Origin of the sequence: Monoglobus pectinilyticus (genome assembly GCF_002874775.1) — a bacterium.
In the GTDB taxonomy this organism is placed as follows: Bacteria; Bacillota; Clostridia; order Monoglobales; family Monoglobaceae; genus Monoglobus; species Monoglobus pectinilyticus.
Window position 1 is genome coordinate 1,271,132 of record NZ_CP020991.1, and the last position, 23,304, is coordinate 1,294,435.

At 39.3% G+C, this 23,304-nt stretch carries 15 protein-coding genes and 1 tRNA gene; 8 read left to right on the forward strand and 8 right to left on the reverse strand.

Translation table 11 applies throughout. The annotated features are described in order from the left end of the window. Positions 1–5: 5 nt before the first annotated feature. The gene (locus B9O19_RS05680; RefSeq protein WP_102365499.1) at positions 6–251 is read right to left on the reverse strand and encodes a (2Fe-2S) ferredoxin domain-containing protein; all 246 of its coding nucleotides are present in this window, start codon (positions 249–251) and stop codon (positions 6–8) included. A gap of 244 nt (positions 252–495) precedes the next feature. Beyond that, positions 496–572, reverse strand: a tRNA-Pro gene (locus B9O19_RS05685). A gap of 199 nt (positions 573–771) precedes the next feature. Here B9O19_RS05685 and B9O19_RS05690 point away from each other — a divergent pair. The 3 genes from B9O19_RS05690 (at position 772) to B9O19_RS11650 (ending at position 2,010) form a co-directional block, all read left to right on the forward strand. Beyond that, positions 772–1,068 (forward strand): helix-turn-helix domain-containing protein, encoded by a 297-nt coding sequence (locus B9O19_RS05690; protein WP_102365500.1) that lies wholly within the window; start codon positions 772–774, stop codon positions 1,066–1,068. 484 nt (positions 1,069–1,552) lie between these two features. Further along, on the forward strand, positions 1,553–1,774 hold the full coding sequence (locus B9O19_RS05695) for a helix-turn-helix domain-containing protein (RefSeq protein ID WP_102365501.1): 222 nt from the start codon (positions 1,553–1,555) through the stop codon (positions 1,772–1,774). 53 nt (positions 1,775–1,827) lie between these two features. Next, the gene (locus B9O19_RS11650) at positions 1,828–2,010 is read left to right on the forward strand and encodes a helix-turn-helix domain-containing protein (protein WP_245863033.1); all 183 of its coding nucleotides are present in this window, start codon (positions 1,828–1,830) and stop codon (positions 2,008–2,010) included. Positions 2,011–3,055: 1,045 nt separating this feature from the next. Here B9O19_RS11650 and B9O19_RS05700 read toward each other — a convergent pair. The 4 genes from B9O19_RS05700 to rpiB form a co-directional block, all read right to left on the reverse strand. Further along, on the reverse strand, positions 3,056–4,408 hold the full coding sequence (locus B9O19_RS05700; protein ID WP_158648924.1) for a D-alanyl-D-alanine carboxypeptidase family protein: 1,353 nt from the start codon (positions 4,406–4,408) through the stop codon (positions 3,056–3,058). 788 nt (positions 4,409–5,196) lie between these two features. Further along, a complete protein-coding gene (locus B9O19_RS05705) occupies positions 5,197–5,601 on the reverse strand; it encodes an SRPBCC family protein (protein WP_102365503.1) in 405 nt (134 codons plus the stop codon). Between the two features lie 6 nt (positions 5,602–5,607). After that, the gene (locus tag B9O19_RS05710) at positions 5,608–6,315 is read right to left on the reverse strand and encodes a hypothetical protein (RefSeq protein WP_102365504.1); all 708 of its coding nucleotides are present in this window, start codon (positions 6,313–6,315) and stop codon (positions 5,608–5,610) included. A gap of 159 nt (positions 6,316–6,474) precedes the next feature. Further along, a complete protein-coding gene (gene rpiB, locus B9O19_RS05715) occupies positions 6,475–6,915 on the reverse strand; it encodes a ribose 5-phosphate isomerase B (protein WP_102365505.1) in 441 nt (146 codons plus the stop codon). An 837-nt stretch (positions 6,916–7,752) separates the two neighbouring features. Between rpiB and B9O19_RS05720 the strand changes: the two genes are divergently transcribed. Together B9O19_RS05720 and B9O19_RS05725 are read left to right on the forward strand one after the other, a co-directional pair. After that, a complete protein-coding gene (locus tag B9O19_RS05720; RefSeq protein WP_102365506.1) occupies positions 7,753–11,535 on the forward strand; it encodes a pectate lyase family protein in 3,783 nt (1,260 codons plus the stop codon). 400 nt (positions 11,536–11,935) lie between these two features. Then, positions 11,936–14,875 (forward strand): pectate lyase family protein, encoded by a 2,940-nt coding sequence (locus B9O19_RS05725; RefSeq protein WP_102365507.1) that lies wholly within the window; start codon positions 11,936–11,938, stop codon positions 14,873–14,875. 1,420 nt (positions 14,876–16,295) lie between these two features. On the opposite strand, the gene B9O19_RS05730 is transcribed toward B9O19_RS05725, so the two are convergent. Next, positions 16,296–17,147: an MBL fold metallo-hydrolase gene (locus B9O19_RS05730; protein ID WP_102365508.1), complete on the reverse strand. Its 852-nt coding sequence runs from the start codon at positions 17,145–17,147 to the stop codon at positions 16,296–16,298. Between the two features lie 26 nt (positions 17,148–17,173). Then, on the reverse strand, positions 17,174–18,037 hold the full coding sequence (locus B9O19_RS05735; RefSeq protein WP_102365509.1) for an SPL family radical SAM protein: 864 nt from the start codon (positions 18,035–18,037) through the stop codon (positions 17,174–17,176). Positions 18,038–18,228: 191 nt separating this feature from the next. Here B9O19_RS05735 and B9O19_RS05740 point away from each other — a divergent pair, with 191 nt between their 5' ends. The 3 genes from B9O19_RS05740 to B9O19_RS05750 all read left to right on the forward strand — a co-directional run bounded on the left by B9O19_RS05740 (position 18,229) and on the right by B9O19_RS05750 (position 23,189). Continuing rightward, complete coding sequence (locus B9O19_RS05740) at positions 18,229–21,081, forward strand: InlB B-repeat-containing protein (RefSeq protein WP_102365510.1); 2,853 nt, start codon at positions 18,229–18,231, stop codon at positions 21,079–21,081. Positions 21,082–21,211: 130 nt separating this feature from the next. Beyond that, complete coding sequence (locus B9O19_RS05745; protein ID WP_102365511.1) at positions 21,212–21,868, forward strand: TetR/AcrR family transcriptional regulator; 657 nt, start codon at positions 21,212–21,214, stop codon at positions 21,866–21,868. 76 nt (positions 21,869–21,944) lie between these two features. Then, positions 21,945–23,189: an MFS transporter gene (locus tag B9O19_RS05750; RefSeq protein ID WP_102365512.1), complete on the forward strand. Its 1,245-nt coding sequence runs from the start codon at positions 21,945–21,947 to the stop codon at positions 23,187–23,189. The last annotated feature ends 115 nt before the right edge of the window (positions 23,190–23,304 follow it).

Sequence of the window (23,304 nt, forward strand, 5' to 3'; positions counted from 1 at the left end):
CATCCTTAGTTAACTGTGTTTAAAACATATCTGGAAAAAATCTCGTTAAAGTTTTCTTTGGTCACTCCGCTGATAACCTGGTCGTCAACCTTGATGCTGACCCCGTCGCCGCAGTGGCCGAGGCAGAATGCAGCGGACATACCGACCGTTTCATCCAGTCCGTTTTCTTTGAGGGCGTCTTTCATAAGGTTAATAATATCGTAGGAGCCGCGGAGATGGCAGGAGCTTCCTATGCAAACTTTGATATCCATTATGTACTCCTTTCGGGCGGATAATATTCCGAAAATAATTATCGCCAAAAATATAGAGCCGGCAAAAATCCGCTCTGTTTCATATACCTTGATTATAAAGGAAACACGGTATATTGTCAATGATTTAACAACTATATTTTTATAAAATTTATGGAAAATTAGGATAAAGAAAAGGTAAGATAATTTTGGGCAAAATAAAAACGCCGCAGACCACGCACCTCTCGTAATCCACAGCGTTTCCTTATGGTCGGGGTGACAGGATTCGAACCTGCGGCCCCTTGGTCCCAAACCAAGTGCGCTACCAAACTGCGCCACACCCCGACAGAACTTGTACATTATATATCTTTAATCGGGATTTGTCAAGTATTTTATCAAAATTTTTTGAAAAAATTTTAAGTAAAATTGATTTTTTTCTTTATTGCTAAAAAAATTTTATGCGTACGTTTATGTAACGTTAGATTTTAAAAAATTTGTGTTACTATTTATAAAAGCTAAAGATTACTTATAGGGAGTTTAAATAATGCATAAAGAAGTTCAGTTTAAGAATCGGGATAAATTTGTTGAATTAGGTATAATTATATCGGCAATAAGGAAGTCAAAAGGAATGACACAGAGAGAACTTGCGGAAAAGGCTCTTATCAGCCGTTCGCATTTAAGCAATATAGAAGCACCTAATATTATTAGTTCGTTCGCTTTGGAAACGTTGTTTAATATTGCGGATGCGTTGGAAATAAGCGCAGGGGATTTGCTTAATATTAAACTTCCGTCTCCTCAATATATTAATGAGGATAGTGAATTTGATAATGATAAATATTAATTCTTTATACAATAGTAATTTTATTCAGTTATTTTTAACTATGTATATGACCCCATATAAAAAATTTTATTATTACATAATAGGGTGTTTGAACCATTTCTTTTTCTCGCAAGAAAAAGAAACGCTTCACCAAAGAAAAAGTGCTTGCTCGCTTAGGTCGCCTAACGGCTCCAAGGGGCGCTCGCCCCCGCTAATTTCTTTTGCGCTCTACGCACAAAAGAAAAAGCCCTGTAACTTTCCCGTTGACTTTGTGTGCTACCGTGAAAAAAGATATTCCGAGTTCATATTTATTTCTTATCAAAAAAACTGAGTTTTAGTTTAAATTATTACACAAAAAAGCAGGTTTTTAAGTGAACATCGGTAGGGCGCATTTATGCGCCGCGTAAGGTGAGCCAACATCTGAACACGCAGTGTTCAATATATAATATAAAATATTTTGTTTATTAAGGTTAATTATAAAAATTGTATTAGGAGATGAAAAATAATGATGAAAACACGTCTGAAAGATTTACGTATTTCCGCAGGTCTTACACAAAAGGAAGTTGCAAACGCATTCGGTTTAAAAACTGTCACTTATTCTCGTTATGAAAATGGTGTACATAAAATTCCAGTAAAAGTAATATTAAATATTGCAGACTTTTATGATACATCTGTTGATTACATTTTGTATCGTACTGATGATTCTAAACCATACCCAATTAATTAAGTATAAAATATTATTAATAAATTAAATTATAAATTGCAAAAATTGAAGGAGGTTTGACCCAAAGTGAGTTAGCCACTAAAATGCAAATTATGAATGTTAATATTGACCAGCAAATGATTAGTAAGATAGAGAATAATGATAGAATAGTAACAGACTATGAATTAGCGTGTTTCTGTATTATTTTAAAGATTGACGAAAAGAAGCTATTGAAAGATTTCTATGATAGTTTAGATTAGTTTTTTTGTATATGACCCCATATAATATTTATAATTTTACTTATAATAGGTGTTTGAACCATTTCTTTTTCTCGTAAGAAAAAGAAACGCTTCACCAAAGAAAAAGTACTGCTCGCTTAGGTCGCCTACGGCTCCAAGGGGCGCTCGCCCCCGCTCATTTCACCATGAAGCATGGCTTCATGATGAAAAAAGCCCTGTAATTTTCCCGTTGACTTTGTGTTCTACCGTGAAAAAAGACGCTCCGAGTTCCAATTGATTTACTTATCAAAAAACTGAGTTTTATTTAATTATTACACAAAAAAGCAGGTTTTTCAGTGAACATCGGTAGGGCGCATTTATGCGCCGCGTTAGGTGAGCCAACATCTGAACACGCAGTGTTCAATATATAATTAACAATTTATAAATAAAAAACAATCTTGACAAACAAAGAAAAAGAGAATATAATAAAAGCAGATAAAAGGTAACCGTTAAACGGTTGTCATAGTGGTTTATAAATTATATGACCGTCCTATGCCGAGGGCGGTCATATTGCTTTTGTAGTGACTATTATAAAAAATATTATAATAGATACAAATACTTTAATTAAGTATTTCCACATAAGCGACACCTCCTTTCTGCTGTAAGTAACAGCATATGGAGATGACAACCGTCCTACAATTCCCTTTTACCTGCTAAAAACATTATATGGGAAATATCGAATAAAGTCAAATTAAAAATTCTTTACATAAATTCACATTTTTTATAACTACCTTGACAAATGAAGAAAAAGATACTATAATAAAAACACTTTAAAGGAAGCTCTCTTCGACAGGCTCAGAGTCTGCTTTGAACCCGCAAGCAAGCTTGCTGATTAAAGATAAAAGGTAACCGTTTAACGGTTGTCACAGAAATAAGTAATATTGCTTTTATAGTGACTATTATAATAAATGTTATAATAGATATAACCGTCCGTGCCAAGGTCAGTTATATTGCTTTTATGGACACTATTATAAAAAATATTATAATAGTAAAAAGATAGGAAGAATTGCTCTTCCTATCTTTTTTATTAATATCTTGTAACCACTACTGTTATGTTGTACTTCTCGTTCCAAACCACTGTTCCCATATGCCAAAGCTCATCTATTGATATAGCTCCGCTTCCGTTTATATCAAAGGTTCTTTCTGCATAAACTCCTGGGTCGTCAGGGCCGTTCTTAAGCAGTATGTTAGCCGGCTCCCAATCGCTGAGCTCCAGTTTCTCCTCATCGTCATACTGTGACTGCTCTCCGTAATTCGGTCCCGCCGTCAAATCCTTGTCAACATTGTTTACTATTGTGACGGTGTCTGTGGCTAAATCATAGCTCACATCAAATCCATAATCTTTTAAATCCCTGAGCATTACAACAGCACAGTCCTGATAATTCGTTTCAGCTGTTCCATAGTGAATAAATGTCGGTATTTCCCAATCGTTGATGAAACATCTCAGGTCGGTCGCTACTATGTAATCCTTAGGCGTGCTGTCAAAATATGTCTGACCGTTGGCCGCTCTGCTTGACAGCAAGTCCCAGCTGTAGTCCATCATCTTTATCGTGTCAACATAACGCATGTTTGTTGAACTCTCACCCATTACAACCGATACAAGACGCTTTCCGTTTCTTACCGCCGTTCCGGTAAAACAGCATCCTGCGGCTGAGGTCGTTCCTGTTTTTAAGCCGTCCGCACCCTCATATTCGTATGCTCCGCCCGGAAGCATTTTGTTTGTCGGATAATATGTATAACCACGGAAGTTAAGAAATGTCAAACTCGTATAATTTAATACATCGGGATAGTCGCTTATAAGCCTGTTGGCTACTGTTGCCATTCCTCTCGGCGATATTTTGTTTCTGCTCGACACTCCGGTGCAGTCAACAAAATAACCGTTAACGCCCCACGCTGATAACCAATTGTTCATCTCATCAACAAAATTCGCTTCGCTTCCGCATAAATAATCACCGATTGCCATAACCGCCGCGTTTGCTGAAACAACACATATCGCCCCCAAAAGTTCGTCTACGCTGTAAGTGGCACCGGCATCCAGGTACACATTTGAATATCCCGGGTCTCTTGAATAATTAGCCAGGGCACGCCCTACGGGTATTTGTGTGTCTTTTGAAAGGCTTCCGTCTGCCAAATGACTGTATATTACATATAAAGATAAAATCTTAGTCATGCTTGCCGGCGGTATCGGTGTGTCAGGATTATGTACGAATAATGCTTCACCTGTTTCGGAATCCAATACAAATGCTCCGCGGGCAGATATACTTACCGCATAAGCTGAAACGGAGCTTAACAGCACAGTTAACGCTATTGTCAGCGGCAGAAAACACCTCAGTATTTTTGCGGCAAAACTTTTCTTTACACTGGTTGATTTATAATTCAAAACTTTATGCACCCCTCAAATTGTAATCTTAATGTAACACAATTGTAACATTACAAGTTAAGAGTATACAACATATCCCGGTATATGTCAAGATAATTGGTTCCTAAATAAGCAAATTTTGTATAAATAGTCTGCTGAAATAGGTGCGGGAGCGTAAGTATTTTGGGCGTTTCTATAAAATATTAACAGTTTGTAAATAATTCGAATAAACCATAATGATTATAAAAACATCAAAAAGGGCAGTAAAAAAGCAAAGCCGTGATAGCAAATCACACAAAGGAAACTCTATGACTACGCAAAAACAGCGCTGTCCTCAGACTTTTAGCCATTAAAAGAGCACTGTTTTTGTGTAATAAATTTGGAAAAATAACTTTTTACAGTATCTGTGTCTAGCGAAAAGCGGTTTTGAGAAAAAAGGTTATAAAACAAAGTAAGCGTACTCAGACGAATGACCATTGCTGAACTGAGAAATGGTTAGGAAACGCTGTTTGTTCTTCTTGAGACTGCAAAGCTGCTATTTACTCCTATAGATTGTCAAAAGCATTGGCATTTGTGAATATTGTTAAACGCTTCATACTTTATTGATAGTTTAAATGATATGTTTAGCATACCTTGAGTGTAACGAAAATTAGGTGTTTTATTCCTTTCAGCAAAATTTTGCTTTGATTTTACTGTAAAAAATCATCGTTCCGCCTTTTGAGTTCGGCGGCAATGAAACAGAATTTTGCTGAAAGGGTTTATTGCCAGTCTTAAGATATGTTTGGGATATCCCTAGATATAATTCTAATTTATTTAGTCTCTAAAGCGTTTTGCAAATCGGATATATACTTTTTTTGGAACCGCTTTAAATATGGTTTGGCAAGAAGTTTCATCATAGATTTTTTCGGCTCAACGGCTTCTGTAAAACATACCTCTGTTTTTCCGCCGTCTTTTTCGGTGAATATTCCTATCCAGTGCCCTGATAGATTGCCGTTCTCCATGTTTAGTTCATATCTTTTATATGGTTTAAATTCTGTTATTTCAAAGGTTGTGGCGTATCCGCTTTTATCAAATTCGACAAATCTTTCGCCCTCTTTCATAACCGTGAGTTTGCTCAGGTCGCTGCGCCAGCTGTAGTTTTCAAGAGAAGTTACTATATCCCATACTGTTTTTATTTCAAAATCAAGCACTGTTGATTGTGTTACCTCAATCATTTTGTATCATCCTTTGCGCAAAATTATTTCTAATATCTCTCCGGGAGTTTTTAAATATAATTCATCAGTGTCGGGCATTATTTCAGGATACCAACGAAATCTTGAAAAGTCAGTTAAATAACTCATACCGCGACGGCAGTTCGAAAATTTTTTATACCACTCCGGAAAGCATTTTTGAGTGTACTTTTTAGCCAATTCTACGGCACAGCTGCAATAAAGCCCTGATTTTGCCGGTGTTCCGCATATTTGAACTCCGGGCGGGCTGGAATGAACAAATAATATGCTTCCGTCGGTACACTCTCCTATTACTATGTAAACATGGTCGTTTGAAGTCATTATATCGCCGGGTTTGACCTCTGAAAATTCTTTTGAGTGTTTACCGAGACCCATTTCAGCAAATAATTTCCCCTGGTTTTTTGCGTTTGTAACATAGTCTGAGCCTGCGCCGTTTTTATCTTCAAAAAAGTTATACATAACCCAGCCTACATATCCGCTGCAATCCAGCCCGTTTCTATGCTCATATCTGTGTTCTTTATAATCGTAATCGCTGCCTTGTGACATAAAGAATTTTTTCCAATTTGGGTTTACTCCAATTATTTTGGCGTCCTTTCCGGCGCCGCTGTCCTCGCTGTTCCAGCCGCCGCCCCATATATACATCGTGGAACCGACAGGCTCCATTGCGGTTCGCAGAAAATCTGTTAAGCTTTTATTCATATCCGCACCTCTGAATTACTTTATATTCAGAAAAATATGCCGGCGGCTGATGTAATATTCCAAGAAATAATAATCAGGGAATAAAATTCTGAGAAACAGTATGCCGAGAGTAATAATTAGGGAAAACATTCTGAGAACAATATTATAGGAAATAGTATTTTACTGTTTCTTCTCTAAAGCCATTATTTTTTCTACACGTCTGCTGTGGCGTCCGCCTAAGTGTTTTGAATCAAAATATGCTTTTACAATTTCCAATGCTAAACCGGGTCCGGTTATCCTCTCGCCTAAACATATTATCTGGGCGTCATTGTGTTCCTTTGCCATTTTTGCTGAAAACACGTCAGTTACATGAGCCGCTCTTATCCCGTCTATTTTGTTTGCGGCAATGCTCATTCCTATACCGGTTCCGCAGACCAATACTCCTGAAGAGCACTCGCCGTTTAGAATACCGCCGCATACAATTTCCGCTATATCAGGGTAATCTGCAGGAACGTCTTTTTGAGTTCCATAATCTTTGTACTCTATGCCGTTTTCGTCAAAATATTCTTTTATAGTATCTTTAAGCGCCACGCCTCCGTGGTCACTGCCTATAGCTATCATAACAAAGCCTCCTTAACAGCATTATTTTCTATATACTTGATTATATCATAAGCATATTTTAATCACAAGACAAAAGTATTAACAAATATATTTATTTTTCGAAATTCGTTTAATGAATCAGCATAATCCAAAAAAATTTACATATAATTAACTAATAATACAAGAATTTTCTAATAAATTAATGTATACTATATATGAAAACTTAAAAAATAAAATAAGTACGCTTGTCCGTTTTATTGTACACCTAACCTGTTATAATAATAGCATAGAGTAAGGATAGAACCAGAAAGGAGTAATAATATGGCAGCAGTAAAATCGTTTTTACAAAGTTTGTTTCAAAAGGAACCAAGAAAATCCGCTTCTGCTGTTAAACCGCTCAAGGACAGCGTGAGGATGATAATAATAAAAAGTCCGCGCTGATTGTGCGGCATAAATGTGTAAAACTCTCTCCTTAAAATATTGGGGCTGCGCCATAGGCGCAGCTTCTTTTTTTATTAAAATTTATTTTTTACATGGCAAATTTTTGTATATTTAATATAAGCTTAGAATCTTATATTTCGTTTATTTTATAGTGTAGAAACGTTTGCAAAGTCCGAAATACTGTTCGTAGCCTGATTTTTATAATTGTTAAATTTAACAGATTATTTCTGCCGCGCATTACAGAAATATTGGCAAAAATTAACTAAGTGCAAATGATATAATATTATGATACACGTATCATTGACATTATTTAATTATAATTATATATTTACGGAAATAAGGGTTATATTGGTTTGGCGACAAGTAAGCGGACAAGTCTTCAGGCTTATATAATCTAATAGAAATGGAGGAACAATCATGAAAAAAAGTCAATTTTTCCGCAAAATGTTTGCGGCGGCTCTCTCGGCAGCAATGGTATTATGTACGCTGACCGGGTATACCGCCGCTCCGGAACCGATGTTCAGCACGGGCAGCAGGATTCGTGTGGACCTAAACGCAAATGACGGCAGGCAGAATTCTTACACGAATAATGCTTACAATTGGATTGTATCGGGAACCGCACCAACAGCTGCTTTTAACGGTGTTACATTTAAACTCAGCAACGGCGGGAACACAGGTTCAGGCATTAGGTCAGCCAGTTATAAGAGTTTGACAAAGTCTGACGGTACGACCCCAACTCTTACAATGGATGGCGTGACGATTAAGGACGCGGATAAGGGCGGAGCTATTAAGCTTGAAATTTCCGGTCTTTCCTCAGGAACGCACACTCTTACGACCTGGCACAGTTATTTTGACAATTGGCCGAACGGCAGTCCGGTGACTGTTACTGTGAATGGTTCAAAATCAAGTACGGTTACAGTCCCCACTCGTGTAACAAACGACGAGAATGCGGGTAAGTCATTTACGACCTTTAATGCTTCAGGCGGCACGGTTACGGTTTTAATTCAGCCAACAGACACAAGCAAAAACGGAGCCGTGCTGAATGCGTTTGAAATTGACGGCGCTGACCCGTTTAAGTCTATTTCAGGAATGAATCCTAAAGACGGAGAAAGACATTTAGAAATAGATAAGGGTCTTTCTTGGACTGCGGGCTCCGGCGCAAAGAGTCATGATGTTTATATTGGAACAGATTATAACAGCGTGTATAACGCGACTAAAAATTCGGCGGAGTATAAAGGAAACAGAACATCTCCGAATTATGCTTTGGACGACAGCTATTCTTCGCTCAACACTTACTATTGGAGAGTTGATGAGGTCGGAAGCAGCGGAGTTACCAAGGGTGCTGTGTACAGTTTTCAGGTAGCCCGTCTTGCGTTTCCTACAGCTGAGGGTTACGGCCGTTTCGCCAGAGGCGGACAGGGCGGACGTATTGTTGAGGTGACAAATCTCAATGACTCCGGCTCGGGCAGTTTGCGTCAGGCTCTTGAGGTGGAAAAGGGTCCTCGTATTGTTGTCTTCCGTGTCGGAGGCGTTATTCAGCTGAAAAGCGCACTGGTTATTCCGAATGACGGCGGCGAAGTATATGTGGCAGGTCAGACAGCGCCGGGAGACGGTATAACTTTGATAAATTATGATTTTGGTGCTATGGGCTCATCAGACGTTATTATTCGTAATATCCGTGTAAGAGTCGGGGATATGGACGGCAAATCAACAGGCGGTATGGGTTTAGGCAGCTGCGATTATAGTATTATTGACCATTCTTCAGTATCATGGGCAACAGACGAGGGATTCAGCTCAAGGTCAGCTAAAAATATCACTTTTCAGTGGAATATAATCGGCGAGTCACTGCATGATTCTGTGCATTATAACGGTGATGACCGTACAGACACAGAACCTCATGCTTTTGCGGCTTCAATCAGCGGTTATGTTGGAAGCTTTCACCATAATCTGCTTATAAACTGCACCGGCAGAAACTGGTCATTGGCAGGAGGTATGGAACAAGACGCTCTCACATACGGCGGCAATGTGGATATTAGAAACAACGTTGTTTATAACTGGAGAGACAGAACAACAGATGGCGGCGTAAGACGACTTAACTTCGTAAACAACTATTACAAAGCAGGAGCGGAAAGCAACACTAATATGCACATAGTCTCAATCGACGGCAACGAGCTGAATACTTATGATATGCAGAAGGCATATGTTTCAGGTAATAAAATGGTTGCTCTCGGCGGCTCCGTGTTGCTGAATCCAAGCGACGACGCCTGGAGCAAAGGAAAAGCGGTAACGGCAGGCAAGGGCAATAATTCATCAGGAAATAAGGTTTCTGTTTCCGATGTAAGAAGCAACTCGCCTTTCTTTGAATCTTATGTTAACACCCAATCGGCAGACGAGGCCTATAACAGTGTTGTAAACGGTGTAGGCGCAAACGCTCAGGGCTGGGATTATATAGATTCACGCTATATAAAAGAAGTTACAACAGGAACCTATACTTATAAAGGCAGCAAACAAGGGTTGAAAGGTATTATAGACAGTCAGAATGACGCAGGCGGCTATCCAAATTCATCTAACTTTAAAGGCGGAACGGCGCCTGTAGATTCAGACCATGACGGCATGCCTGACAATTGGGAAAACAGTCATGGGCTCAATCCTAACGATTCCGGAGACGGAAGTGCGGTAAGTCTGTCAGCTGACGGTTATACAAATGTTGAAATGTATCTAAATGAACTTGCCGGCGACCCAGTAGTCTTTAACGGTGGGGGCGGCGAACCTCTTGAGGGCAATATGATTAAATCACTGGTTGTAAAGGATACCGCAAATGCTGCAGACTGGTCAATCCAGTACAATCTGCAGACAGGTGATGTAATCTACGGCGACAGAGCCAATACTTTTACCAATGTATCTAATTATCTCAAAGGCGCTGAATGGATAAGAATAGCGTGCGATTCAAAGAATCTTCAGTCTGATGTAGCCGAGTTCACTGCTGGAAGCGCAGTCACAGTGTATGTAGGGTTGGATACCCGAGTATCCAATTTGCCGTCGTGGCTGAGTGGATGGACAGCTAACGACTATATACTGCAGGCGTCAAATGATGTGACCTATAAAATATATCAGAAAAACTTTAATCAAGGCGATAAGGTAACTCTGGGAACAAACGGACCGCCGTCAGGAGTGGTTATGTATACGGCGTTTGTTAAGCAGGCTGTAACTCCAACGCCGGAACCGGCTCCTGTAACCGGTGATGTGACATATATTGCAGAGGACTTTGCCAATGGAAGACAAAACGAGCAGAGCGGAACGTTTACATTAAAACCTTCTTATGCAGGAACGGGCATACAGGCTTTGTTCAGTTCTGACGGGACAACAATTGATAATGAGTACGTTAAGGGTTATAAGGACTTTATTGGAAACTCAGGCTCAAGCAGCACAAAAGGGGACCCGTATGTGAGCGGAGTGAATCTGTCAGCCGGAACATATACAATGTATTACCTGGGAAGCAACAACAGGGGAATAACAATGAATCTAGCAAGCGGTTCGGGAACAGTGGTGTCAGAGGCAAGAACTCAGACACCTGTTGTAATAACGGAGGACGGAAGCGTCAGGGAATTATGGCTGAGCGCAATAACATTTACACTGCCGCAGGATTTGACAGAAGGATCTTTAACATTTACAAACAGTTCAACATGGCTGCCGGATTTATATGCGGTTAAGTTTGTGAAACAGCTGAGTTATATAGCTGAAGATTTTTCGAAAGGCAGACAGAATGAGCAGGCGGGAACGTTTGTAATAAGTGATGATTTTATCGGAACAGAGGTTCAGTATATGTTCTGCTCAAATGGAACGACGATTGATAATGAATATGTAAAAGGATATAAAAATTTTATAGGAAATCCAAATGCTTCAAATACTTTGGGAGACCCATATGTGGACGGAATAAACCTGTCAGCCGGAACCCATACGGTATACTTTATCGGAGCGTATAACAGAGGAATAACAATGAGCCTGTCAGACGGTTCAGGAGTGGTGGCAACAGCAGAGAGAACAGAAAGCCCTGTAACATTGACTCCGGCAGGAGCAGAAAAAGAGCTGCAGCTGAGCAAGATAACATTTACGCTGCCGCAGGACCTGACAAACGGTACCTTAACATTTACAAATTTATCAACATGGCTGCCGGATTTATATGCGGTTAAGATAGTATAAAAGACGTTAAAAAGTTTTTTACAGTCTATATAATCGTTAAACGGAAACAATTAGGGGGATAGATATCTATCCCCCTAGGGCTGCATTAAAAATTTTAGTCAGTACTCTATAATTTTATTTTATTTTCCTATTATATAGCTGTTTAAATTTTTTATTGATAGCTTGAAACAAAAATTTGTTTCTTACCTAATTTATTCATAGTCGGGCTGTGCGTTTATTTTGAATGCACATCTTTAATTTTTAACAAAGAAAAAGAAACAAAATAAAAAATTATTAATTAGAAAGGAGGGCAGAAAAAATATAATAGTAAAGGAGGAGTACAAAATAGTATTATTGTATTTGTGGTATAAGTTGTGTTTGTGGTATTAAATAAAATATAAAGTTAAAGGAGAAAACAATAATGTTAAAAAAGATTGTGTGTATGGTAATATCGGCGTTTATGTTAGTCTCTTTAATAACAGTATTTGATACAAGCGAGGTTAGCGCGGCTAATACTCTTCCGGCTTTCCCTGGTGCAGAGGGAGGCGGTATGTATGCAACCGGCGGTCGTGGCGGACAGGTGGTTCATGTAACAAATTTAAATGACAGCGGCTCAGGCTCTTTTAGGGATGCTGTCGGTACATCAAACAGAATCGTTGTATTTGACGTTGGCGGAACAATAACGCTTAAGAGCGATGTTGTTGTAAAAGGCAACGTCACTATTTTGGGACAAACTGCTCCCGGAGGAGCAGGCATAACCCTGAAAAACGGCAAGATTGGTATGGGCGGAGATAATATTATCGTTCGCTATATTTCATCTAGACCTGGTGAAAAAGGCAGCGGTGATTATGACGCCTGGGGCGGTTCAAATGGCTCTAATTCTATTATTGACCACTGTTCGATAGGCTGGGCAAATGACGAGCAGTTTGGATTGTATTCCAATAATATGAACCAAACGGTTCAATATACCATTATCGGGCCTTCTGACTGTGTATCATATCATTCCAAGGGTGCTCATGGATTTGGGGTTATGTTTGGAAAGGGCGAAAATTCCTGGCATCATAACTTGATTTGTCATAGCTTGTCAAGAAACTTCAGAGGCAAGGTTGTCGGAACTTATGCAATGGATTTTGTTAATAACGTAATCTATGACTGGGGCAGTCAGACCGCGTATGGAACATTCGGACATGAGAACTATGTAAACAATTACTTAAAAGCCGGCCCATCCACAAAGGGCGGGTATAACTTTATTAACATTTCAAGCGGGACCGCGCCTGAGAATTATAAGTTTTACTTAACAGGCAATAAAATGGTTAATCCGGATAATTCAGTTATGAGTAAACAAACAAACAATAACTGGAGCGGATTCAATTTTGGAAGCGCCGGATATGACGAAGCATACTATCGTTCTAATTCCCATTATCCGATTAATGTAAATGGGGTTAACGTATCAGTTGCCCAAAATCCCGAAAGCGCTGACGCGGCTTATTCAAATGTGCTTGCTTATGCAGGTTCGGGAATAAATGCGGCGTCACGTCCTAAGATTGACAAGCAGGTTATTGAAGAGACAAGAACAGGCACCGGATCACTTACAGGCGGACGTGATTTTTCAACAGTGACAGACAGTGCTGTTTTGGACGCTATAACTAAATATGGCATTAAACATATGGATTATAATTCTTATTATCCATCGTCGTCATCAAAACAGATCGTTGATTCTGATAACGACGGTATGCCCGACAGCTGGGAGACTGCCCGCGGTCTTAATCCTAACAGCGCCAGCGATGCAACCGGTGATTACCAGGGTAAAGGATATAACAATATTGAGTATTACAGCCATGATTTAACAATTGATTCGTTCCCGAAAGGAACCGTTACATTGTCGCCCGAACTGACACCAACAGCAACACCGAAACCAACCGCAGCGCCAATTCTTAATGGAAATTTGATTAAGTCATTGACAATAAAAGACGCTGCAAATGCTGCGGACTGGTCAATACAGAATAATCTGCAGACAGGCGATGTAATCTACGGCGACAGAGCCAATACTTTTACAAATGTATCTAATTATCTCAAAGGTGCTGAATGGATAAGAATGGCGTGCGATTCAAAGAATCTTCAGTCTGATGTTGCCGAGTTCACTGCTGGCAGTGCAATCACAGTGTATATAGGGTTGGATACCCGAGTATCCAATCTGCCGTCGTGGCTGAGTGGATGGACAGCTAACGACTATATACTGCAGGCGTCAAATGATGTGACCTATAAAATATATCAGAAAAACTTTAATCAAGGCGATAAGGTAACTCTGGGAACAAACGGACCGCCGTCAGGAGTGGTTATGTATACGGCGTTTGTTAAGCAGGCTGTAACTCCAACGCCGGAACCGGCTCCTGTAACCGGTGATGTGACATATATTGCAGAGGACTTTGCCAATGGAAGACAAAACGAGCAGAGCGGAACGTTTACATTAAAACCTTCTTATGCAGGAACGGGCATACAGGATTTGTTCAGTTCTGACGGGACAACAATTGATAATGAGTACGTTAAGGGTTATAAGGACTTTATTGGAAACTCAAGCTCAAGCAGCACAAAAGGAGACCCGTATGTGAGCGGAGTAAATCTGTCAGCCGGAACATATACAATGTATTACCTGGGAAGCAACAACAGGGGAATAACAATGAATCTGGCAAGCGGTTCTGGAACAGTGGCGTCAGAGACAAGAACTCAGACACCTGTTGTAATAACGGAGGACGGAAGCGCCAGGGAACTATGGCTGAGCGCGATAACATTTACACTGCCGCAGGATTTGACAGAAGGATCTTTAACATTTACAAACAGTTCAACATGGCTGCCGGATTTATATGCGGTTAAGTTTGTGAAACAGCTGAGTTATATAGCTGAAGATTTTTCGAAAGGCAGACAGAATGAGCAGGCGGGAACGTTTGTAATAAGTGATGATTTTATCGGAACAGAGGTTCAGTATATGTTCTGCTCAAATGGAACGACGATTGATAATGAATATGTAAAAGGATATAAAAATTTTATAGGAAATCCAAATGCTTCAAATACTTTGGGAGACCCATATGTGGACGGAATAAACCTGTCAGCCGGAACCCATACGGTATACTTTATCGGAGCGTATAACAGAGGAATAACAATGAGCCTGTCAGACGGTTCAGGAGTGGTGGCAACAGCGGAGAGAACAGAAAGCCCTGTAACATTGACTCCGGCAGGAGCAGAGAAGGAGCTGCAGCTGAGCAAGATAACATTTACGCTGTCACAGGACTTGACAAACGGAACATTGACATTTACAAATCTATCAACATGGCTGCCGGATTTGTATGCGGTTAAGATAGTATAATATAATTCAAGATTTGGAGCATATATAGTATAAACCCCATAAAACATATGTTTTTATGGGGTTTGTTTTATTTTGATTCTTGTTTAATAAGCTGATTATGCCGGTATAAAATATATCTGTGTAAGTTACAATATTCTTATAGTAAGTCAGAAATAATAATAAATTATAAATATTATTTTTATAAATTGCTAATAGTTTTTCAATATAGCTTCCTTGCGAATAAAATATAGGACACAATAGACTGAACAAAAAAATAAGAATGTTAATAGTGCCGCCGGAAGGTATGATACAGGTGGGCACACCTTCCGAAGTTTGCAGAATCATATTATTTTATAATATTTTAGATTAATATCATCAATACAGTGTTCTTTAGTGGTGTGCCCCCACCTCTGGTGGGTGTGATACAAAATAACTTGTTTTGATTAACCTGCAAGGTCAATTGTGGCTACACTTTTAAATAAAAGTGTATATTATATAAACTAAATAATGTGATATAAACTATAGATGCCAATAATTAACTTAGTTGTCATATAATAAATTACTCAGTTGTGATGTATCGCGCGTTTGCGTGTCTCGTTAGGTGAATTGTCAAATCACGCAAAGTGTGAACATACTAAAAAATTTTTGTAATAATCATTTTTAATAATAAATTTTCCGCAACTGCGCGCCTTACGCGGCAAACTGCGTTTGCCCTCCGATGCTTGCAAAGCCATATCTTTATAATATTTTAGATTAATGTTCACAATACAGTGTCTTTTAGTGAACATCGGTAGGTATCATCATACCTGTAGGGTGGGGCGATACAAAGTGCCTTGTTTTGATTAACCTATAATGTCAATTGTGGCTATACTTTTAAATAAAAGTGTATATTATATAAACTATAGATGTCAACAACTACCTTAGTTGTGATATATTGCGCGCTTGCGTGTCTCGTTAGGTGAGTTGTCAAATCACGCAAAGTGTGAACATACTAAAAAATTTTGTAATAATCATTTTTAATAATAAATTTTCCGCAACTGCGCGCCTTACGCGGCAAACTGCGTTTGCCCTCCGATGCTTGCAAAACCATATCTTTATATTATTTTTAGATTAATATTCACAATACAGTGTCTTTTAGTGAACATTGATAGGTATTATCACACCTGTAGGGTGGTGGCGATACAAAGTGATTTTTATTACACACTAAAAAAAGTGTGGTCACAGCCCTTCCGAAGCTTGCTAACCACATTTTTTATTATATTTTAATATTTTTTTTACGATATATAACCTTAACATTTCCGTTCAATTTATTGTGGCCTATCAATATAAAATTTCTTAGTAATTTATATGCCGCTGAGAGTGAAAGACGGCGGCAAATAGATACTATGAATTCTATTGAATCTAAAAATAATATATTGAATTATAATACGATATAAAAAAGTTAAAGTATAATCTGACAGCCCGGCGTCAAGCGCCTTAAGTTTTCTCCGAGGGTTTGTTTTAGTAGTTTATATGAAGCGCTTCCCGTGCAATGACATGTATAACGTATAGTTTCGCTTTCTCTGAGATGGTTAGCCGCTTTTTGTACAAAGTCGGGCGGCTCGCTCTGACCGCTTCCCGGTATGGACATATGAAAGCCTGATATAGTGAAATCCGGAGCGGTACCCATGATTTCCTGTGCTTTTTTTTCAATATTAATTATTCCGTTATGTGCGCAGCCTCCGACAAGTATATACCTATTGTCTGATTTTATTATCAGATTCTGTTCGTGCTCAAAGTTGTCGTTGACAAGCCCGTGCTCTGTCATTTTCCAAAGTACATTGTTTGAATTGGGGCATAGTTCTTTACTTTTCACGCTTGAAAATAAAGTTAGATTGCTGCTGATTTGGGTTATTCCCGGTGCTGTTAATATAAGTCTGTCATTTGTTTTTAGTTTTTTGTCAAGCCCTATATATCGCGCTTTCCCCTGTGAGGTAGAATAATAATCTCCGAAAGCGTTTTCCCTAATATATATTTTTCCATTTTTGTTCTTGTCTAAAAATGTTGAAAGCCCTCCACCGTGGTCATAGTGCCCGTGGGATATAACAGCAGTGTCCACAGTATTTAAATCTATTCCAAGGAATTCAGCATTTTCCCAAAATAGTTCATTCGGTCCCATGTCAAACAGAATTTTATTTTCAGGCGTCTCAATATATAAACTCAATCCATGGGCTGAAGGAAGGTTTTCGTTTTTAGTGTCTTCAACCAAGACGGTAATTTTTATTTGTTCAATATTTTTGTCTTTAAACTGCATAGTCAACACTCCGTTCAGCTAGATATTTAAAATCTCAGCTGTTCAAAATTCTTATCTTCGTAGGCGCTCAAATATTTAAAAATGCTTTTTACGTCGGTCATTATATCATGTTTACGGCAAACATTTAAAAATATGTCGGTGAGTTTTTGGTTGTTGGGGCTAGTGACTATGTACGAGTCACCAAAGTCTCTTATATATCGCTCTTTTAATCCCGGGAAATGTTTGTCCAATTTTTGATAAAAATATTCTCTGCTGCCGTCACGCAGGGTCATACCAAAACCGTAGCAGATTATACCTTTTACCCCGGCTCGTACACAGTAATCCAAAATGCAGATCAGATTTTCTTCACTGTCGTTTATATATGGAAGAATAGGGCAAAGCCACACAATGGTGGGTATATTTGCGTCGTGCATTGCTTCTAGTGTCTTAAACCTCTCATATGTTGATGATGTATTTGGTTCGAGTATTTTACACAGTTTCTCATCAAAGGTTGTCAGGGTCATTTGAACGACGCATTTAGAGTTTTTATTTATATTCTTCAAAATATCTAAATCTCTTAAAATTAAAGAAGATTTTGTAAGTATTGTGAGTCCGAAATTCATTTCATCTATAATTTCAATACACTTTCTGGTATAGCGCAGCTCTTTCTCTATAGGAATATATGGGTCTGTCATAGACCCGGTTCCAATCATACATTTTTGCCGCTTTTTTATTAGAGCGTTTCTTAAAAGCTCAGGGGCGTTTTCCTTAACTTCAATATCTTCAAAACTGTGGCTCATGTTATAGCATATACTGCGGGAATCGCAGTATATACAGCCGTGGCTGCAGCCCCTATAGATATTAATCCCGTTTTTGGAAGACAGAATGGATTTAGCTTTAACAAAGTGCATGATTTTCACCTCCAAAGCTGATGATATTAAACAGTATTTTAACACAGCCGCATGTTTTATTCAATAGCGAAAATTTTGCTGTAAAAAATATTATATGTGAGTTTACGAAATTTGTCATAATGTCTGCACTTTACAAAGTTTTACAGCATATTATTAAATGCGCCCGATAATTTAAAAAGTAGGTGATTATATTGGCAATTGTTAATAATCAGAGTGAACTGCAGGCTGCAATAGCTGCACATGACAGTTTCATACAAGTGGATACTGATATAACTCTGACAGCACGGCTGGTAATCAGATATGCTGTTGTTATAAGCAGTATTGATTCAGCCAATGTTCGTACTATTTTCAAGGGTGAATCTTTCTTTGGAAATATGTTCAGTATTACAAACTGCGGTGCTTTAACTCTCCGAAATATTATACTTGATGGAAATGCAGGGAAACATCCAAACGATAACAGCACAAACAGGTCTGCCGTATTATTAGCCGGCGGAACACTGACCCTGGAGACAGGCGCGGTTATTCAAAATAATAACGCTTATACTGAGGGCGGAGCTGTATATATGTCAGGAAACGCAAACTACGCCAACGCTTTGGTGATGCGGGATAATGCCAAGGTGACCGGATGTTATTCCAAAACCACTGGCGGCGGGATTATGGCGGCGCTGAGAAATAACAGCGACAGCGTTTTTATTACAGGACGGTCGGTCATAAGCAATAACGGAGCTTCTTCAGGGGCAGGATTATATTTCCGCTCATATTTGGAGGGGGTAAATGGAAACCTTACTTTGGGTGATAACGTTCAGTTCATCGGAAATCAAGCGGAAGGAGATGGCGGAGGGGTTTACTGTTCTAATTTTATAAATGGAAATACAGTGCCATTAACTCTGACAATAAATAACGAGGTGAAATTTACAAATAATACGGCCGGCGGGTATGGCGGCGGATTTTATTATATGGGCACCTTTAATGGCGACTCGGTCAGTTTGTCAGGCGGAGCAGAATTCGCGCAGAATTCGGCTGTTAAGGCTGGGGGAGGAGTATATATGATATTCCAGGACGAAAGCTCGGCTGATGCGGAGATTTTAGATATTACGCTAAAGGACAACAGTGCCGGAAGCGGCGGCGGTCTTTATTTACAGACTCAGAACGGAGGAAATATAAATTTAACAGGGACGCAAATTGATTTTAATACTTCCACCAATATGTCAAACGGACACGGCGGAGGAGTTTATATTATAAATAACAGTACCGACAAAATTCTGACTGAAAAAATAAACAATGTAAATTTTGAAAATAATTCCTCCGCATATCAGGGCGGAGCTATATATATTAATGACAAAGCAAAGTCGGATTTAACTTTCAGTGAAAATACAATAAATGAGAATACAGCAGGTTCCGCAGGCGGAGGAATAAGCATTGCCGGAGACGGCGGGAAAATAAGCTTTAATAATAATACTATCAGCAATAACAGTGCGGCCGTCAGCGGAGGCGGAGCAATCTGCACTAATAGCGGCACAACGCCCATGGTTCTAAACTTTATTGGAGATACGGTGATTGATAATAAATCAGGCAGTGAAGGCGGAGGACTGCGTTTATCCGGCGGTTCAGGAGAGCTAAACGCTGTTATTCAGGACGCGGATATATCTGGCAATATTGCTGATAATGTCGGGGGCGGCGTTTGGGCCGCAGGAACCAACAGCAGTTTGACGGTCAATGGAACAACAAGCATATATGGCAACGAGACAATCAATGGCAATGGAGGAGGAATATACTTTAATATTCCGGCAGGAACGCTAAATTTGTGTGAGAGTGCAAAAGTGAATCGGAATTCTGCTGTTGGCGGAAATGGATTAATAAATAACGGTGGCGGTGGTGTGTATCTCGCATATGGTACAATGAATCTATCAGACTCTGTTGAGGTCAGAGATAATAAAGCTCACAGAAACGGCGGAGGAATAAATGCTAGGGACGGCGCCGTTATAAATATGCAGGGAGGAACCATAGACGGTAATGTTTCGGGTCAATTCGGAGGGGGAGTATATTTAAAAAACTCTTCGGTATTTAATTTCAAAAACGGCAGTATAAATGGAAATAAGGCAAATGCAGGAGGAGGTATATACAATGAAAGCAATTCTGTTGTATATTTAAGCGAGAGCGTCTCTTTAGGTGATGAAGATCCAAATTCTGCCGCAACAGCTCCGGGTATTTACAATTCCGCAGAACTCAACATTATGGGAACAAGAAATATTGAAAACGGAGTGTATATTGGATCTGATGTTTCATCAGTTCCAATTCTGAACAGCACGATTCTGCCCGACTCCAAGATACAGTTAAACAACTCGCCTTATCTTACGCCAAACGATGAGGGGAATTCTATAGCGGCGGCGGTGGCGTCAGAAGATTCATACCCGGTTTTGTCACAGCAAGACGCTGACGCGTTTATAAAGCCGCCTGATAGTTTCGATGACTGGAAAGTTCGGCTGAGCAGTGATAAAACTCAAATAATTCTTGATCAGGCTGTTCACACGATAACCTATTTAAACACTCTTGGCGCATATAACCCAAATCCTGCAACCTTTACGGGGACTTCTCCTGATATAATTTTGCAGCCGCTTGACGGGCCTCCGGGATACCAATTTGTCGGATGGTTTACTGAGGAGTCGGGCGGAACTCAGGTAACCGTAATACCGTCAGGAACTTCTGAGGATATAACGCTGTATGCTCATTGGGCAATTATTATTCCTTGGCGTGTTTTAATATTTGAACCAAACGACGCGGGTGGTCCGCCTGCAGAAAATATACCGTCACCGATACAGATTCCTGACGCCAGTGAGGTTTGGATTCCTGATGATATGCCTGTTCGAACAGGATATACCTTCGTCGGCTGGAATATTTATGCTGACGGCAGCGGCGTTATGTACCAGCCCGGACAGTATTTAGGACCTTTGACAATGGATGTGGTTCTATATGCAATTTGGCAGCCGAATTCATCATCATGCTGTTGCTGCAAGTGCTGCTGCAAGAAGGAAAAAGTGCGTTAGTATGTAAGTGTTTGGAAACTGCCGCTTTAGCGGCAGTTTCCAATAAAGTTTTTAAAATAAATTTATATTGACAAATAATTTCCTCTCTGATATAATATACAGACCGTTAGTCTGTAAGTGGGGTGAAAAAATGTCAAGAAATAAATATCCGGAGGAGACCGTAAAATTAATATTAGATACAGCGGCAAAGCTTTTTGCTGAAAAGGGATATGATGAAACATCGCTTCAGGATATAATAGATAGAACAAATCTGTCCAAGGGCGCTATATACCATCATTTTTCCTCTAAAGAAGAAATATTTTTGAGAGTGTGTGACAGAGTCGGTCAGGAAAGTGAGAGAGTGCTGCGGAAAATAGTCTCTAGAGAAGACCTTTCAGGGGTCGAAAAGCTTAAGGAGATTTTTAGAGTCTCTTTGCTTTGTCCTAGTCAGAAGCGGATAATGGATATTGTGCCATACTTGCTTGATAATCCCAAGTTTTTATCAATTGAAATACAAAGTGTGTTTAACGAGGTTGCTCCATTATATATAAAACCAATCTTAGAGCAGGGAATAAAAGACGGTTCAATTAAGACAGAGCATCCAAACGAACTCGCAGAGGCTCTTTTAATATTGGCAAACGTTTGGCTTCATCCTCTTATAAAGCCCACAACTCCTGAGGAGGTTAAGGCAAGATGCGCTGTATACAATGAAATAACGTCAGGATATGGTTTTGAGATTCTTGATGAAGAGTTAATTGACACTTTAGTTGAATATAGTAAATCAATAAATAAAAAAGAAAAAGAATAAAATAAGCTGCCCAATATAGAGCAGTTTTATATAAAATTTATACAGACTGTTGGTCTGTTTGTAAAAGGAGAGAAATATGAAAAAACAGATTTTGTTTCAAAAGGATTTTACATTGGTGGTTATAGGGCAAATTATATCACTGTTTGGGAACGCTATACTGCGTTTTGCGCTGCCGCTGTATTTGCTGAGAGAAACCGGATCGCCGTCTTTGTTTGGCGCGGTCACGGCGTGTTCATTTATACCAATGATAATTTTCTCATTGTTTGGAGGAGTGCTGGCGGATCGGGTCAACAAGAGAAATATAATGGTGATTCTAGACTTTGGAACGGCGGCTATCATTGCAGTATTCTATTTGATACACGGTATACTGCCGATTGTGCCTATTATGATTGTATGCCTTATGCTGCTCTACAGTATATCCGGCGCATATCAGCCTGCCGTTCAGGCAAGTATTCCGGCACTGCTTGAAAATGAGCAGATTATGAGGGGAAATGCTGTTATAAACATGGTAAATACTCTGGCAAGTCTTTTGGGTCCTATAATCGGAGGTATCTTGTTCGGCGCCTGGGGGCTTGTTCCAATATTGCTGGTAAGTACAGCGTGTTTCCTTAGTTCGGCAGTAATGGAGATTTTTATACATATTCCGTTTAAAAAGAGAAAGTCAGAAAAAAGTATGGCGTCAATAGTTTTGGATGACTTAAAAGAAAGCGGCAGATATATCAAAAATGAAAAACCTGAGTTTGTACCGGTTATTGTTATTCTGGCGCTTTTTAATTTAATTTTCTCTTCCGTTATGATTGTAGGAATACCTATTATGGTTGTAAATATACTTCAAATGAGCGATATAAGTTTGGGTATAACTCAGGGGGCGCTTGGTCTTGGAGGTTTGGCAGGAGGGCTGCTCGGAGGAATTATCGGAGGAAGACTAAAACTTAAAAATGGTTATCTGTTGCTTGCCGGGTGTTCTGTTTCGGCTCTTGTTATGGGAATCGGACTGTTTTCATTTGTTCCGCCATTGGTCGGATACTGGCTTATCACCGGTATGAGTTTTGCGGCAATGGCGCTGTCGACAATGTTTACTATTCAAATGTGCTCTATGGTTCAGCAGCAGACGCCGTCCCATTTGATTGGAAAAATAATGGCGCTTATTATGGCGGTTGCTAATTGCGCTGCTCCTGCAGGTCAGGCGATGTATGGATTATTATTTGACGTATGTTCTATGGTTCCGTGGGCGATTATGCTGGGAGCGGCTGTTGTATCTATAGGAATATCTCTATATTCTAAAAAAGTGTTTTTTAAACTTGAGAGCGCAAACGGATAATATTAAGCAGAGTTGTAATAAAGTCAAATGAAATGGAATTAAATCCAAAATTATATAACAAAAATGACGCTGTATACATTTATGAAACAGCGTCATTTTTGTTTATAAATTAATA

What these genes read in the sequence shown, in the direction of transcription:
- B9O19_RS05750 (WP_102365512.1), top strand. Translation starts at nt 21,945, where the DNA reads ATGAAAAAACAGATTTTGTTTCAAAAGGATTTTACATTGGTGGTTATA.
- B9O19_RS05705 (WP_102365503.1), bottom strand. Translation starts at nt 5,601, where the DNA reads ATGATTGAGGTAACACAATCAACAGTGCTTGATTTTGAAATAAAAACA.
- B9O19_RS05690 (WP_102365500.1), top strand. Translation starts at nt 772, where the DNA reads ATGCATAAAGAAGTTCAGTTTAAGAATCGGGATAAATTTGTTGAATTA.
- B9O19_RS05720 (WP_102365506.1), top strand. Translation starts at nt 7,753, where the DNA reads ATGAAAAAAAGTCAATTTTTCCGCAAAATGTTTGCGGCGGCTCTCTCG.
- B9O19_RS05730 (WP_102365508.1), bottom strand. Translation starts at nt 17,147, where the DNA reads ATGCAGTTTAAAGACAAAAATATTGAACAAATAAAAATTACCGTCTTG.
- rpiB (WP_102365505.1), bottom strand. Translation starts at nt 6,915, where the DNA reads ATGATAGCTATAGGCAGTGACCACGGAGGCGTGGCGCTTAAAGATACT.
- B9O19_RS05680 (WP_102365499.1), bottom strand. Translation starts at nt 251, where the DNA reads ATGGATATCAAAGTTTGCATAGGAAGCTCCTGCCATCTCCGCGGCTCC.
- B9O19_RS05725 (WP_102365507.1), top strand. Translation starts at nt 11,936, where the DNA reads ATGTTAAAAAAGATTGTGTGTATGGTAATATCGGCGTTTATGTTAGTC.
- B9O19_RS05735 (WP_102365509.1), bottom strand. Translation starts at nt 18,037, where the DNA reads ATGCACTTTGTTAAAGCTAAATCCATTCTGTCTTCCAAAAACGGGATT.
- B9O19_RS05710 (WP_102365504.1), bottom strand. Translation starts at nt 6,315, where the DNA reads ATGAATAAAAGCTTAACAGATTTTCTGCGAACCGCAATGGAGCCTGTC.
- B9O19_RS05695 (WP_102365501.1), top strand. Translation starts at nt 1,553, where the DNA reads ATGATGAAAACACGTCTGAAAGATTTACGTATTTCCGCAGGTCTTACA.
- B9O19_RS05745 (WP_102365511.1), top strand. Translation starts at nt 21,212, where the DNA reads ATGTCAAGAAATAAATATCCGGAGGAGACCGTAAAATTAATATTAGAT.